The sequence below is a fragment of the Halomonas saccharevitans genome, from assembly GCF_900116405.1.
In the GTDB taxonomy this organism is placed as follows: domain Bacteria; phylum Pseudomonadota; class Gammaproteobacteria; order Pseudomonadales; family Halomonadaceae; genus Halomonas; species Halomonas saccharevitans.
In genome coordinates, this window is record NZ_FPAQ01000027.1 from 39,485 (window position 1) to 54,456 (window position 14,972).

The following is a 14,972-nucleotide window of genomic DNA, read 5'->3' on the forward strand; positions in this document are numbered from 1 at the left end:
GCCGGAGTTCGACGCCCCTCAGTCTGGATCGCCAGCGCCCTGGTGGTCAGTCCACCGATGGCCGGAGCCCAGGTCCAGCCGCTCGAGCTCGGCGAGGATGCGGGCGCGCATGGCGGCCAGGGCGTCCGGATCGTAGGGTTCGGCCCGGCCGTGGCCCCACACCGGCGCCGGCCAGGCGGCGTCCTCGCGGCGTCGTACTACGGCGTGCACGTGCAGCTGGGCAACCACGTTGCCGAGGCTGGCGATATTGAGCTTGTCGCCCGCGAGGGCCTCGAGCAGGGCCCGGCCGATCGTCGTGGCTTCTCGCCACAGTTGTCGCTGGTCGGCCTCGTCGAGTTCGAAGACCTCGCTGACCGCGTGGCGGCGCGGTACCAGCACCAGCCAGGGGAAGCGAGCATCGTCCATCAGGCGCAGCTGGCATAGCGGCAGCTCGGTGATCGGGTAGGTATCCGCCACCAGGCGGGCATCGGGTTCGAAATCCGGCATCGCGCGTCTCCTTTCGCGAGGGCATCCCTCTTCGCCCCATGATGGCACAGCGGCGCTGTGCGGTCAGATTCCCCCGGCCGGACGGGGCCGGTATGCTGGTCGGCCTTCGACTCGCTACGCACGGACGCCATCATGACGCTGCTCGAGGCCCTCGCCCTGCTGACCATCGGCACCCTGGCCGGTTTCATCAACGTGCTCGCCGCCGGGGGCTCGATGCTCACGCTGCCGCTGCTGATGTTCCTGGGGCTACCGCCCCAGGCGGCCAACGGCACCAACCGGGTGTCGGTGGCCCTGCAGAGCGTCTCGGCGGTGACCAGCTTCCTGCGCGCGGGCGCCTCCCACCTGGGGCTCTCCCTGCGACTGTCGGTGCCGGCGGTCGCCGGCTCGCTGGCCGGTGCCTGGCTGGCCCTGCAGACCGACGACGCCCTGTTCGAGGCGATCCTGATCGCGGTGATGGCGGGCTCGGCGGTGCTGATGCTGCTGCCTCAGCCGCGGGTGGAGACTCGGCCCCTCACCGCCGAGCGTCTCACCCCCGCCGTCTATCTGGCGATGTTCGCCATCGGCCTCTACGGAGGCTTCATCCAGATCGGGGTGGGGATCCTCTTCATCGTGGTGCTCTACCGCATGCTGAAGATCGACCTGGCCCAGGTGAACGTCTTCAAGGTGCTGATTGTGCTGGTCTATACATTGCCGGCCCTGGCGATCTTCCTGATCAACGATCAGGTGCGCTGGGGCTACGGCCTGACGCTGGCGGCGGGCAGCATGCTGGGCGCCTGGCTGGCGGTGAAGGTCAACATGAGCGCGCGCGGGGCCCTTGTCGTCAAGTGGCTGACCCTCGCGGTCATCGCGGCGATCATCCTGCGGCTGCTGCTGGGGTAGGCGGTCGGCGGCGACGGTGGTCGCGTGCTAGCTTGAAGGGGCATCAGTACGTCACTGCAAATTCGAGAGACCGAGGAGGCAATCATGAAACGGACAATCGCACTGGTACTCGTCGCGCTGTTCACTGCGTCGCTGCTCGGTGGCTGCAACACCATCCGCGGCGCCGGCCAGGATATCGAGGAGGGCGGCGAGGCCATCCAGGAATCCAGCTACTGAATCAGCGGACGGGACCGCCACCTGCCGGAATGGCGACCGATCGTTTCGGGCCCTTCATCATGGACGGGCCCTTCATCATGGAAGAAGAGGAGAAGACCATGCCCCTCAAGGCGCTAGCGCCGTTTTTCGTCGGCCTGCTGCTGGCCGGCTGTACCGGCGGATCGACCACTCCCGACCCGGCACCCGCGCCGCCTCCGCCCGGCGTGGCCGCCGGTGACGCCTGCGACGCCGAAGCGCTTCAGGACCGCGTCGGGCAGCGCTTCACCGCCACGCTCGGCCAGACGCTGCAGGCCAAGAGCGGTGCCACTACCCTGAGGGTGCTGCGCCCCGGTACGGCCGCCACCCTCGACTATCGCCAGGATCGCCTCAACGTGCGCCTGGACGAGCGCGATCTGATCGCCGCCATCGACTGCGGCTGAGCGACGCCCTTGCCGTTTTAGAGTTCGCCGTGCTCCTCCTGGGTGCGGCGCTCCTCCTCCTCGGCCTGTTTGCGCAGCTTCTTGCGCAGGGCGGCCTTCTCGAAGCGCAGCTTCTGCAGCGAGGTATCCAGCCGTAGCGGCGGCACCCGCGCCGGCTTGCCGTGGTCGTCCACGGCGACCATGGTCAGATAGCAGCTGTTGGTGTGGCGGATCATCTTGTGGCGGATGTCCTCGGCGACCACCTTGATGCCGACCTCCATGGAGGAGCGGCCCACGTGGTTGACGCAGGCCAGGAAGGTGACCAGCTCGCCGACGTGGATCGGCTGCTTGAACAGCACCTGATCGACGGAGAGCGTCACCACGTAGTGGCCGGCGTAGCGGCTGGCACAGGCGTAGGCCACCTCGTCGAGCTTCTTCAAGATGGCGCCGCCGTGCACCTTGCCGCTGAAGTTGGCCATGTCCGGCGTCATCAGCACGGTCATCGAGAGTTCGTGCTGGCCGGGGAGGGTCTGGTCGTCCATCTAAGGGGTCTCGTCAGGTTGGGTCACGCGGTTTGTTCAAGCATAACGCCTCGCCCCCGGAAGAGGGAGCGAGGCGTTTTCGGATCACGCTAGGCGCGACGCCGGTTCAGAACCAGGTCAGGCCGATGGCGATGATGATGCCGGTGATCAGCAGCTGGATCAGGCAGAAGCCCATGATGTCCTTGGCCTTGAGGCCGGCGATGCCGAGCACCGGCAGCGCCCAGAAGGGCTGCAGCAGGTTGGTCCAGGCGTCGCCCCAGGCCACGGCCATGGCCACCCGGGGGATATCCACGCCCAGGGCCTGGGCGGCCGGCAGCATCACCGGGGCCTGCACGGCCCACTGGCCGCCGCCGGAGGGCACGAAGATGTTGACGATGCCGGCGCTGATGAAGGACCAGAAGGGCAGCGTTGTCTCGGTGGCAAGCGAGATCAGCGCCCCGGAGAGGGTCTCGGCGAGCCCGGACTGCACCATGATCGCCATGATGCCGGCGTAGAAGGGGAACTGGATGACGATGCCGGCACCGCCCTTGATCGCCTCGTGCAGGCTGTTGAGCAGGCTCTGGGGCGTGCGATGGAGCACGATGGCCAGGAACAGGAACAGGAAGTTCACCACGTTCAGGTTGAGGCCGCCGCCGCGCAGCACGAAGTGGTCGAACAGGAACAGCAGGCCGGGGATGCCGACCAGCCAGGCGAGCGTGGTGCTATTCTCGAGGCGCTCCGCCGGCCGGGTGAGGCGCGGCCGCTTCGTCTCGGTCTCGCCGAGCAGCTTGGGGTCGATGTAGACGCTGTCCTTCTCGTCCGGGAGCATCATGCGGTTGACCAGCGGTACCGCCACGAACAGGCAGAGCACGATGGCGATGTTGAACAGCGAGAAGATGGTCTCGCCGGTGCCGATCACGCCGATCTGCTCGGCGGTGAAGTGCCCCTCGGTGGCGACGGTCAGCGGGATCGAGCCGGCGAGCCCGCCGTGCCAGACGACGAAGCCGGAGTAGGCGCTGGCCACCAGCAGGCGATAGTCCACCCTGATCTGGCGGGCCAGCTCCTTGGCGAAGAGTGCGCCGACGACCAGGCCGAAGCCCCAGTTGATCCAGCTGGCGGCCAGCGAGACCAGGGTCACCAGCAGGATGGCGGCGCCGGCGTTGTTGGCCAGGCCGGCCAGTTTCTGCAGCAGGCGGCTGACGGGGGGCGAGCTTGCCAGCATGAAGCCGGTGACCAGCACCAGCAGCATCTGCATCGAGAAGGTCAGCAGGTTCCAGAAGCCGTCGCCCCAGAAGCGCAGCACGGCCAGCGGGGTCTGGCGCTCCACGGCGATGGCCGCAGCGGCGGCGATGACCGTCAGCAGCAGCACGAAGATGTAAGGGTCGGGCAGGTACCTTTCGACCAGCTTGACGGCCGGCCGCGATAGAGCCTTGAGCATGGGAGTTCCCTTGTTCTGTTGTCTTGTATGGCGTGCCCGACAGAAAGTAGCGCAATCTCAGCGGCTTGTGCTACCCGGGGCGGGGCGCGTCGTCAACGCGGGCGGCCGCCACGTCGTGGCGCCAGCGGGTGCGGCGGTGGTGCCGGTAGTAGGCCGCGAGCACCCCCGAGCGCACCAGCGCGAAGGCCAGGAAGGAGAGCCACAGGCCGTGGTTGCCCAGCCCCTGGGTGAGCCACCAGAGCGGCAGGTAGACGGCGAGGCCGGCATAGATGCTGTTGCGCATCTCGCGGATCGCCGTCGCGCCGATGAAGACGCCGTCCAGCAGGTAGCTCCACACCGCGATCAGCGGCATGACGACCATCCAGGGCAGGTAGGCGCCAGCCGTCTCGCGCACCTCCGGTAGGCCGGTGAGCATCGCGATCAACCCCTCGCCGCCCAGGGCGAAGGCCAGCGAAGCCGCGCCAGCGGTGAGCAGCGAGAAGCGCGCGGCGCTCGTTACGACGTCGCCGAACTCGTCGAAGCGTCGGCGCCCCACGGCGCGGCCGGCCAGCGCCTCGGCGGCATGGGCGAAGCCGTCCAGGGCGTAGCTGGTCAGCATGATGAACTGCAGCAGCACGGCATTGGCGGCCAGCACGGTATCGCCCTGGGCGGCGCCGCGGGAGGTGAAGAAGGCCATGGCGAATAGCAGCCCCAGGGTGCGCACGAAGAGGTTGGCGTTGACCGAGAAGAGCTCCGCGTAGGCGGCAAGCCTCAGGATCTGGCTGCGCAGGAAGCGCCCCGAGAGCCACCGGAGCTGGCGCGAGACCAGCCACAGGCCGAAGGCCAGCGCCGTGTAGTCGGCGATCACCGTGGCCCAGGCCACGCCGTCGCTGGTCATGCCCAGCCCCACCACGAACAGCAGATCCAGGGCGATGTTGACGCCGTTGGTCAGCACCAGGATGGCCAGCGTGACCCGCGAATTCTGCTGGCCGAGGAACCAGCCGAGGATGGCGTAGTTGGCCAGCACCGCCGGCGCCGAGAGCAGGCGGATGCGGGCATACTCCGCGGCGAGTTCGGTGGCCACCTCGCTGCCGTCGAGCAGCCACAGCCCGAATCGCACGAGCGGCTCACCGGCGACGATCAGTCCCAGGCCGATCGCCGCGGCGAGCAGCAGCGACTGGCCGAGCAGGTTGCGCACCTCGCCATCGGCCTCGCGTCCCACCGCCTGGGAGGTGAGGCCGGTGGTGCCCATGCGCAGGAAGCCGAAGCCCCAGTAGAGGAAGCTGAACAGCGTGGCGCCGAGGGTCACCCCGGCGAGATAGCGCGAGTCGGGCAGGTGGCCGACCACGGCGGTATCGACCAGCCCGAGCAGCGGCACGGTGATGTTGGAGAGGATGATCGGCCAGGCCAGCGCCCAGATACGCTGAGGGGCGCGCGCGGCGGCGGGAGAAGATGAAGTCACGATGGCTCCGGTCGAGACGCGAAGGCGGCAGGATGGGCGGAGTCGTGAAAAGGTGCAACCAAGGGCGGCGCGAGGTCGTGTGCGCTGTCCATCACGGTGAGGGCCCCGGTCGCGCTTGGGGCCCTCGCTGTGACGGATGAGAGCTCAGGCGTCGGGCCGGCGGCGCATGATGGTGCCTCGATCCCCCACCGCGTAGGTGGCGCCGCCGCGGGTGGCGCACACCGCACGCAGCCCCGCCTCGGTGCCGGTATCCTCGCCAAGCCACTGGCCATCCGTCAGGCGCAGGGCGCGTCCTCGGGTGCCCACGGCGCTGACTCCGGCTGCCGTCGAGCCCGAGAGGCTCATCAGGTCGTCGCGCAGGCGCGTCGGCATCAGCTGCCAGCGCTGGCCGTTGAAGTGGGCCAGGGCGCCGGAGAGCCCCACGGCGTAGATGTCGTCCAGGGCCTGCCCCCACACGCCGTAGAGGAAGCTCTCGGTGCCGACCTTGAACTCGGCCCACTCGCGGCCGTTGTAGCGCAGCACCAGTCCGAAGTCCCCCACGGCCAGCAAGTGCTCGTCGTCCAGGCCCCAGAGCCCATAGAGGGCCGAGGACGTGCCGCTGGGCATGCGCCGCCAGCCCAGGCCGTCGAAGTGCAGCACCAGGCCCTCGTCGCCTACCGCGTAGATCGAGTCGGGCCCGGTGCCCCACATCGCCAGGATCGTCAGGTCCAGGTGCAGATCGAAGTGCAGCTGCCAGCGTTCGCCGTCGAAGCGGTAGATGCGTCCCAGCTGGCCGGCGGCAAAGAGACCGCCGTGGCCGGCGTCCCAGGCGCAGTGCACGGCCAGCTCGCTGGGCGCCGGCAGGATCTCCCAGCTATCGCCGTCAAGGCGCAGCACGGTGCCGGCCTCGCCGCAGGCGTAGCAACGGCCGTCGGGCGCCTCCCACAGCCCCCACAGCTGACGGTCGGTGGGCGAGGCCATGGCCTCCCAGGCCGTGGGGTGCACCGCCGCGGGCGGCGGCGCCAGGGCCTCGGTGAAGTCGGGGGCCGCGGTCATGATGGTGCCGAAATCGCCCACCGCCAGGGCCTCGCCGGTGGGCAGGGGCACGATGTCCATCAGGTCATGGAGGCTGTTGCTCTCCAGGCGATCGAGGCGCAGGTCCTGCAGATAGTAGAGATGCCCCTGATCGCCGACGATCAGCGTCCCGTCCTTGTAGGCCTTCAGCGCCCGCAGCCGCGGCATCGGCGTGCTGAAGGTCAGCGCCTGGAACTCGCCCTGCCGGTAGCGGACCAGCTCGCCGCGAAAGCCGCCCTGATCGACGAAGTAGCGGCCACCGCCGAGCAGCAGCTCGTCGTCGTCCACCGCCAGCAGGGCGTGAAAGCCCGAGCCCAGCGGGCAGGGAAGCCGCGTCCAGCGGCCGTCGCCGTCGCGGTGCAGCACCGTGCCCTCGCCGCCGGCGGCGTACACGCTGCCGCCCGGCGCGCAGGCGACGGCGCGCAGGTTGACCTGGGTGGGGCTCTCTTCCGCCTGCCAGCGGGCGCCGTCGAAGTGCAGGATCACTCCGTCGTCGCCCACCGCCCAGGCCTCGCCGCGGGCGTTGCCGTCGATGGCGAACAGCGGGGTGTTCTCGAGGCAGGGAGCGAAGCGGCCGCTGGCCTCGTCGATCACGCCGCCGCGCACCGACTGCCAGGCACTGCCGTCGAAGTGCAGCACGGTGCCCATCCAGCCCACGGCGATGAGGTTATCCCGCGAGGGGCCCCAGAGGTCGTGCAGCGGCAGCCGCGTGGGCGAGGTCATGTGCGTCCACGCCTGGCCCTCGGTATGGCCGTCGAAGTGCAGCACCATGCCCTCGTCGCCGACCACGAACACCTCGCCGTCGATGGCCAGGCCCGACCACAGCACGTCACCGTCGCCGGCGCCCACCTCGGGTACGCGGCGCCAGGGCGTGCGCTGGGGCGTGCTGGACTTGCCGCCGTCGAGCAGCTGGCGGAAGAAGCGGCGGCGATCGGCCTGGGGGGGGCCGGCATGGCGAGTCTGGGTCATGGCGTGGCGTCCTGAAGAAGGTGCATGCGATGGCGAAAGATCAGCGGGTGACGTCGTCGGGATCGGGTGGCCGAGGTGCGTCGCCCAGCAGGCCGGCGAACTGCGCCTGCAGCTCATGGCGCAGGGCGTCGCGCTGCTCCGGGGGGACGCTCGCCAGGGCCGCCTCCAGCTCATCGCCGGCCTCGCCGGCCAGCGCCTGCAGCGAGTGCGCCGCGGCCTCGGCGAAGCCCTGGCGGGCGTGGGCCACGCAGGCCTCCACCACCGGGGCGAAGGCCCGCGCCTCGGGGCCGTCGGGGGCGGCCAGCACGATCGGCTGGCCGCTGTCGGAGCCGCTGGCCAGCGCCGGCGAGAGCGGGATCTGCGCCAGGGAGTCGACCTCGACCAGCGCCTCGGCCAGGTGGGCCCGCGGGAAGAGGTGGAACTCGCCGCCGCAGTGGGGGCAGGTGACGCCGGCCATGTTCTCCACCACCCCGAGCAGCGGCAGCTGGCGCTCCTGGCAGAAGCGCACCGCCTTGAGGCTGTCCATCAGCGCCACTTCCTGGGGCGTGGTGGCGAGCAGGGCGGCCACGTCGTGGCCCTCGAGCAGGTCGGCCAGGGTGATCAGCTCGTTGCCGGTGCCCGGCGGCATGTCGATCACCAGGAAATCCAGCGGCCCCCAGTCGAAGGAGCCGATCAGGTGGTGCATGAAGTCGTGCTTGTAGGCGTCGCGCCACACGATGGGGGTGTCGTCGCGCTCCATCATGAAGGCCAGCGAGCCGACCCGCAGCGGATGCGCGACCCCCTCGGCCTCGAAGGTTCGGGGCGTCAGGCCGTTCCCGCCGAGGCGAACGCGCTGGCCGACGAAGCCGAAGAAGCGGCTCTGGTTGGGGCCGTGGATGTCGGCATCGGCCACACCCACGCGATAGCCCCGCGCGGCGAGCCCCGCGGCCAGGTTGGCCGAGACGGTGCTCTTGCCGACGCCGCCCTTGTTGGCCATCACCATGATGATCTGGCCGATCTGGGCCAGGCGCGACTCGATCAGCCGCTTCTCATGATGGCCCTTCTCGAGGCGACAGGTCTCCTCCTGGGGGCAGAACTGGCAGGCGTGGCCGCGGCCGCAGTCCTCGGGCGCCAGCGCCAGGGGGTCGCGGGAGGGGTCGCGGGAGGGGGCGCGGGGGGGAAAGTGGGATACCGACATCGTGATGCCTCCTCAGCTTTCGGTGTCGTTGGCACCGGTGTCCAGCAGAATCCAGGTGTGGGTGACGCGCTTGTCGCCGTCGCGCTCATGGTCGCTGCCCTCCCACAGGGCGAAGGCCATCGGCACCTGGTCGCGCTCGAAGCTCACCTGATGCTCGCCCTCGGCCTCGAGCGGGCGCGACATCACCACGTGCCACTCACTGTTCTCGGGGACCGCCTCCTGGATGTAGTCGCTGGCGCCGGCGACGCTCTGCTCGGGCAGCCGGGTGGTGCTGCCATAGCCGCCGGCGGCGAGGTTCTCGATGCGCTGCTCGTGATCGGCGCGCCAGTACCAGATGTTGACGGGGGCGTCCGGCCCGGAGCCCATCATGTAGGAGGTATCGACGTCGCCCAGGGCGTACTGCACGGCCACGCCGTCGCGGAAGTCGTCCACCGTGGTGGCGCGGTTCTCGCTGTCGTCCTTCCAGTGCAGGCGGATGTAGAAGCGTTCGCTGGAGCGGGCGACCTGGAAGTAGAGGTGCTTGCCCCGCGTCGCGCCCTCGTCGAAGCGCAGCTGGACCGACTCGTGCACCGGCGGGGCGGCCAGCAGGGTGGTGCGGTACATCGGAAGGCGATCCCAGATCAGGTCGTCGGGATCGTTCTGGATGCGCAGGTAGATGTCCGCGGGCAGCCGAGACGCCTTGACGGTGTCGCCGGGCTGAATCTCGGTGACGTTGGGGTTGAGCTCGGGGTGAGCGGCAAAGGCGCCGCTGGCGGTGGTGAGTGCCATCGCCAGGGCGGCGGTGCCGTAGAGCAGGTGACGCAGTGTCATGACGTGGTTCCTCGTCGGTCGGATCACGTTCAGTCCCAGAGGGGCTGGCTTGCGGTGTCGGGAGTCGCCTTGCTGCTGCCCGGGTCCGGGCAGGGCCCGACCTCGGCTTCCAGCGCGCGGCACTGCCGGTCGGCCCAGTCCGGCAGGGTCTCGATCAGGTGCTCGAGGGTGGCGTCCAGCCCCAGGTCGCGCTGTCGGGCGTAGCTCTCACGCACGGCGTGCAGCAGCGGGCCGAGACAGCGGGCCAGGAAGTCCCGCTGGGCGCGGCGATAGGGAGAGACGTCGGCGTCGCCCTCCAGGGCCCGGCGCTCCAGGTGGCAGAGCAGGGCGCAGAACTCGAGCATCGCTACCAGGTGGTCCGGCTCGTCTTTAAGCCCCTCGTCGCCCAGCGCCGCGGTCAGGCCGAAGTGGCGATAGAAGGCCTGGACGTTGAGCAGGTAGCTGCCGGGCGATAGCCCGGCGAGCAGGTCGGGATAGGCGTTGGCCACCAGGGGCACCCGGGGCTTGCCCTTGTCGCCGTGGATGAAGGTGGCCATGTAGCCCACCTCCAGGTCGGTGAGGCTGGCGCTCGGCGCCAGCCGCGGCCAGGGCTCGCCGGAAAGCCGCTGCCAGGCGTCGTCGAGGCTCTGATGGAAGCGCCCGTCGGCGAAGGCCTGCTGGGTCTCGGCCAGCGGGTAGCCCAGCGCGGCGGCGGCCAGGCGATAGATGGAGCCCCGTGCCTCGGCGCGGGCGACGGCGGGCATCGGGGGGGCGTGCGCTGCGGTCATGATCGTCTCTCCCGGCTCAGCTGAGCTTGAACATCTCGGCGTGGTTGTAGCCGATCAGCAGGTCCATCAGCTCGCTCTCGCGGCCCTCGGCCTTGGCCTGGCGCTCGGCCTGCAGGGTGTCGAGCACCTCGCCCACGCGCGGTCCGAACAGGCTCTCCAGATACGCCAGAGGGATGCGCGGCTCGTCCAGCTCCCGACCGTCGGAGGCATACTTGGAGGGCGACAGCGGCGGCACGTAGAAGACGTTGGGCTCGGTGCCCCACTCGGGATGCAGCGGCAGCGCCACCTGGTACTTCTCCACTAGCTGGTGGATCGGGCCCTCCTCGTCATCGCGGTAGCCGATCCAGCGGATGCGGCCGACGCACTGCTGGGCGCAGGCGGTGGCCAGCCCCTTCTCGATGCGCGGGTAGCAGAAGATGCACTTCTCCGACTTGGAGATCTGCTCGTTGAAGTAGACCTTCTTGTAGGGGCAGGCGTTGACGCAGTAGCGATAGCCCCGGCAGCGCTCCTGGTCGACCAGCACGATGCCGTCTTCCTGGCGCTTGTAGATGGCGTTGCGCGTGCAGGCCGCCAGGCAGCCGGGATTCGCGCAGTGGTTGCACAGCCGCGGCAGGTAGAAGTAGTAGCTGTTGGGGTAGTCGCCCTCGCCCTGGTCCTCGTCCCAGTTGGCGCCCCAGGTGGGCTTCACGTGCGGGCGCAGCCACGGGTCGGTGCCGGTCATCAGCGCCTCCTCGTAGTTGTACTCCCACGGGATGCCGTAGTCCTCCTGGCTCGGCTGGCGGCCCAGGCGCAGGGCGCCATCGGCGTCGAAGCCGCCGCCCATGTTCTGGTAGTCGCGCGGATACCCCAGCCCCGGCTGGGTCTCCACGTTGTTCCAGTACATGAACTCGCGCCCGTTGCGGTTGGTCCACATCAGCTTGCAGGCCGCGGTGCAGGTCTGGCAGCCGATGCACTTGTTCAGATCCAGCACCATGCTGAGTTGGCGTTTGACAGCCATGGCAATCTCCTCTTAAACGGCCCGCGGGTCAGCGATTTCTTCGGCCGTGGCCAGCGCGATGTCGTAGCTGCTCTCGTGGATGACCTGGTTGGCATTCCACTTGGCGTAGATGAACTGGAGGTGTCCCCAGCCCCCGACCAGCTCCAGCGGCTGCAGCAGGGTGGCGTGGGAGTTGTTCATCGGCTTGCGATGGATGTACTGATGCGGCTCCCAGCCGTGCTCCATCATGATCGAGTCGACCGGAATGCTCGGGTAGAACTTGGCCTGGGCGAAGAACTCGCCGTTGGCGTTGAACAGCTTGACCCGGTCGCCGTCCTTGATGCCGCGCTCGGCCGCGAGCGTCGGATTGATGTAGATGTTGGGCTCACCGCGCTGCAGCCGCAGCAGGTACTTGTTGCTGCGCCAGTTGGAGTGAATCCCCCAGCGGGCGTGGGGCGAGTAGAAGTGCAGCGGGTAGTTCGACGCCTCGGGGCCGGCATAGAGCCGCGCCGTGGGCACCGTGGACTTCAGCTTCACGAACCGCGGATGGTCGCAGTAGAAGGTGATGCGCCCGGTCAGGGTCTCGTAGGGCTGCTTGCCGTCGGTCTGGGCGGTGAAGGGGTTGTAGGGCTGATCCTTCTCCAGCGGCTGGTTGAGGCCGGCCTGCTCGTTCATCACGATGAAGCCGCGCTCGGACGCCTCCTCCACGCTCACGCCGTCGAACTCCGGCGAGTTCTCGACGATGTAGCGGAACACGTCGTAATCGGTGTTGAGCTCGCCGTTGCGGGTGAAGTCGTCGTGGATGGTGTGCAGGTCGCGGGTGACCTCGCCGTCCTGGATCGGGCCGATGCCCCGGGCGAGGGCGCGCTCCTGAATCTTCTTGGTCAGCAGCGTCATGATGTCCCAGTCGGGCTTGCACTCGCCCACCGGCGGCACCGACTGGGTGAAGACGTTGCAGAAGCGGTGGTAGCCCTGGGTGCGCAGGTCCCAGGCCTCGTAGTGGCTGGCTGCCGGCAGCACGTAGTCGGCCCACTCGGCGGTGGAGTCCATGCGCACGTTGATGTTGACGTAGAGCTCGCTGGCCTGGCGCAGGTGCTCGTCGCGATAGGTCTCGGCGATCTTGTTGCGGCGGAAGGTGTTGTCGGCGATCGAGATCATGCCCTTGATCTCGCCGTAGTAGGGCATCCAGCCCTCGTCGATGGACTCCTGCATCATGGCTTCCATCTCGTCGACGTCGAAGCCGGTGCGCGCCTTGAGCTTCTCGTTGTCGAAGTGGCGGCGGATGCCGTCCATCATGCCGCCGCGCAGCACCTCACCCAGGCCGCCCGGCTCGTAGCGGGCCGACTTCTTGCCGTCGAAGGTGGCAAGCTCGGTCCATTTCGGGTGGTTCCACACCACCCAGGAGGTGTCGAGTCCGCCGGTGCGGCCGCCGTGGCCGGTCAGCGCCAGCGCCAGGGCATAGCCCCAGCCGATGTAGAGGCAGTTGGAGTAGCTCGAGGTGATGTAGCCGAGCATCACGATCGCCTTGCGAGCCTTAGCCAGGTGACGCGCCTCCTGACGCACGACATCCGGATGAATGTTGGTGTATTCGAAGGTGCTCTCGGGCGTGTACTTGGCCGCCTCCAGCTTGACCTGCTCGAACACCGTGGTGACCTTGATGCCCTCGACCTCGAACTCGCCCTCCAGCGCCGGGTCGACGTCGCCGAGCTTGAGGGTCTTGTCGTCGTCGCCCATCGAGCCCTTGGCCTTCACCGCCTCGCCGCGGGTCAGGTCCCAGTGATAGAAGACCTCGTCGGAGCCGCCCTCCACCAGGTCCGCCTCGCGCAGCAGCTTGCCGTTATCCTGGCGGACCAGCATCGGCAGGTCGGTCTGCTCCTTCATGAAGGCGGGCTTGAAGAGCTGTTCCTCGATGATCACGTTGACGAACGACATCGCCAGGAACGGATCGGAGCCCTGCTTGATGGGCATCCACAGGTCGGTATGGATGGAGCTGGGGTTATAGTCCGGCGCGGTGCTGGTGATGCGCGCGCCGTTGTACTTGGCCTCCCAGATGTAGTGGGCATCGGGGATCCGGGTGGCGTTGGGGTTGATCATGCCGAGCAGGATGTAGTCGGCGTCGAACCAGGCGTCGGAGGTGAAGCTCTCCAGCGGGTTGCCGTAGGCCAGATGGGCGCCGGTGTTGAGGTCACCCACCACGGTGAAGCCGTCGAGCTGGATGCCGCCCACCAGCGAGGCGAAGCGGTTGGGCGCCGACTGGCGCACCATGGTCTGGTTGCCCGAGCCCTGGTGGGTCTTGAGCTTGCCGGGCCCGTACTTCTCGAAGATGTCGATGATCTTGTCGGCGACTTCCTCGGTGGCCTGATCCCAGGAGATGCGCTGCCACTTGCCCTCGCCGCGTTCGCCGGCGCGCTTGAGCGGGTAGCGCAGGCGATCGGCCTCGTACATGGCGGTGGAGTGGATGGCACCCTTCTGACAGCCGCGCGGGTTGGCGTCGGGCACGTTGGGATTGACCTGGGGGTACTTGGCGATCTGCTCCTCGCGAATGACGATGCCGTCCTTCACGTAGACGTCCCAGGCGCAGTTGCCCATGCAGTTGATGCAGTGGGCGGCGTGGCCCACGCTGTCCCAGGCCCACTCGTTGCGATACAGGTCTTCCCAACTGCGGTAGGGGTACTCGCTGGCCAGGGTGTCACCGATCGGTTCCAGGCGATTCAGTGCCCAGACATTGCCGCTGAGCAGGGCGCCGGTGCTCGTCAGCCCCAGCCCCTTCAGGAAATCGCGACGCCTCAGCTTCCACATTCCCATGGTTCTCTCCTCATCAACAGCCGCCGCCTGTCGATCGACCCGATTGGCGTCGGTGTGTGTACGACGGGCATGCCCTGCGCGTCGTCTGCTTTGCCGGGTGGACGTGATTGGTAACCGCGACGTCAAGACCGTGATTAATGGATTCCGGCTAATACTGGCTGTGCTTATTTATTAAACGTGATCTTTAGGAATGCACGGGAATGTCAGGGGTGTCGTACGCGAGCCGTGAAGAATCCTTCACTACGATATCGGTCGAGCGCGGTTAACGGGTTTAAGAGTAGCACTCGATAAATATTATTGGACAGGAAGAAAGTTGTTCGCACAGCGGTTTTGATTTGACGTTTGATATGCGTCAATAAATCTTTCCTGTCCGGGAGAAGCGCTCGGGGCGCGGCCTGTGACGGTGTTGCGTGGATCCGGCGGGGCGGCCGGCATGGGTGGGGGAAGGTGGGAAGTGGTGGTAAGCAAGAGGGCTTAAGTCAGGCTTCTGTATGACCTGAGGCATGGACGAAACAGGGAAAGCGTCATAGAGGCGGTGGGTAGTGGCGCACTAAAGTAATCGGTCGGGAAAAGTTTGTTCCGGCGGGGTGGACGATGGCTTTTCCCGAGAGGTGTTCTCAAATATTGAGAGTGCCGAGTTGTCATCAAGTGTTCGATACGTTAGCGATGCGATATATCGGGTTTAAGTGTCGGGTCCCGTGTGATTGACCACCCGCTTGGTAAATAACTCAGGTCGCTTGGCCTGCCATTCCTTCATCACCGCAATCGGTGATTGATGGTGCAGCGCCTTCTGGGGAATGTGGTGATTGTATAGCCACGTATAGCGTTTCAGCGTCTGCTCCAGATCTTCTCCTGAGGTATAGCGCCTTGTCGCTAGCACATCGCTGATGCGGCCATTGAAGCGCTCCACCATGCCGTTCGTCTGCGGCCTTCCCGGCTTGATCAGACGATGTTCGATACCATCGGCCTGGCACTCTTGGTCAAATGCATGGTTCCCGCTGGGCTTTCGCTCACCGGCCCGAGTGAAGCGATCGGT

At 67.6% G+C, this 14,972-nt stretch carries 14 protein-coding genes; 3 read left to right on the top strand and 11 right to left on the bottom strand.

What is annotated here, in order from left to right:
- Window positions 1-18: 18 nt before the first annotated feature.
- Entirely contained in the window at window positions 19-486 is a 468-nt protein-coding gene (locus tag BM388_RS12675) for an HIT domain-containing protein (protein WP_089850719.1), read from the bottom strand.
- Between the two features lie 132 nt (window positions 487-618).
- On the opposite strand from BM388_RS12675, the gene BM388_RS12680 reads away from it, so the two are divergent.
- From BM388_RS12680 to BM388_RS12690, 3 genes are all read left to right on the top strand, one after another.
- Window positions 619-1,365, top strand: a complete 747-nt coding sequence (locus BM388_RS12680) for a sulfite exporter TauE/SafE family protein (protein ID WP_089850721.1) — start codon at window positions 619-621, stop codon at window positions 1,363-1,365.
- 84 nt (window positions 1,366-1,449) lie between these two features.
- Window positions 1,450-1,581 (top strand): entericidin A/B family lipoprotein, encoded by a 132-nt coding sequence (locus BM388_RS12685; RefSeq protein ID WP_089850723.1) that lies wholly within the window; start codon window positions 1,450-1,452, stop codon window positions 1,579-1,581.
- Window positions 1,582-1,610: 29 nt separating this feature from the next.
- Window positions 1,611-2,000, top strand: coding sequence for an I78 family peptidase inhibitor (locus BM388_RS12690; protein WP_245781539.1), 390 nt, complete (start codon window positions 1,611-1,613; stop codon window positions 1,998-2,000).
- A 17-nt stretch (window positions 2,001-2,017) separates the two neighbouring features.
- Here the strand turns inward: BM388_RS12690 and BM388_RS12695 are convergent, their stop codons facing one another.
- The 10 genes from BM388_RS12695 to BM388_RS12740 form a co-directional block, all read right to left on the bottom strand.
- Window positions 2,018-2,521, bottom strand: a complete 504-nt coding sequence (locus tag BM388_RS12695; protein WP_089850725.1) for an acyl-CoA thioesterase — start codon at window positions 2,519-2,521, stop codon at window positions 2,018-2,020.
- A 106-nt stretch (window positions 2,522-2,627) separates the two neighbouring features.
- A complete protein-coding gene (locus tag BM388_RS12700; protein WP_089850727.1) occupies window positions 2,628-3,938 on the bottom strand; it encodes a short-chain fatty acid transporter in 1,311 nt (436 codons plus the stop codon).
- Between the two features lie 70 nt (window positions 3,939-4,008).
- Window positions 4,009-5,379, bottom strand: coding sequence for an MATE family efflux transporter (locus BM388_RS12705; protein WP_089850729.1), 1,371 nt, complete (start codon window positions 5,377-5,379; stop codon window positions 4,009-4,011).
- Window positions 5,380-5,523: 144 nt separating this feature from the next.
- A complete protein-coding gene (locus BM388_RS12710; RefSeq protein WP_217641066.1) occupies window positions 5,524-7,401 on the bottom strand; it encodes a WD40/YVTN/BNR-like repeat-containing protein in 1,878 nt (625 codons plus the stop codon).
- Between the two features lie 40 nt (window positions 7,402-7,441).
- Window positions 7,442-8,578, bottom strand: a complete 1,137-nt coding sequence (locus BM388_RS12715) for an Mrp/NBP35 family ATP-binding protein (RefSeq protein WP_089850731.1) — start codon at window positions 8,576-8,578, stop codon at window positions 7,442-7,444.
- Window positions 8,579-8,590: 12 nt separating this feature from the next.
- The gene (locus BM388_RS12720) at window positions 8,591-9,388 is read right to left on the bottom strand and encodes a DOMON domain-containing protein (protein ID WP_089850733.1); all 798 of its coding nucleotides are present in this window, start codon (window positions 9,386-9,388) and stop codon (window positions 8,591-8,593) included.
- Between the two features lie 29 nt (window positions 9,389-9,417).
- Window positions 9,418-10,155: a molecular chaperone TorD family protein gene (locus BM388_RS12725; protein WP_089850735.1), complete on the bottom strand. Its 738-nt coding sequence runs from the start codon at window positions 10,153-10,155 to the stop codon at window positions 9,418-9,420.
- Between the two features lie 16 nt (window positions 10,156-10,171).
- A complete protein-coding gene (clrB, locus tag BM388_RS12730) occupies window positions 10,172-11,152 on the bottom strand; it encodes a chlorate reductase subunit beta (RefSeq protein ID WP_089850737.1) in 981 nt (326 codons plus the stop codon).
- A 12-nt stretch (window positions 11,153-11,164) separates the two neighbouring features.
- Window positions 11,165-13,936, bottom strand: a complete 2,772-nt coding sequence (gene clrA, locus BM388_RS12735; protein ID WP_245781540.1) for a chlorate reductase subunit alpha — start codon at window positions 13,934-13,936, stop codon at window positions 11,165-11,167.
- Between the two features lie 682 nt (window positions 13,937-14,618).
- The coding region (locus BM388_RS12740) for an integrase core domain-containing protein (protein ID WP_139233943.1) at window positions 14,619-14,972 on the bottom strand (354 nt) is incomplete at its 5' end.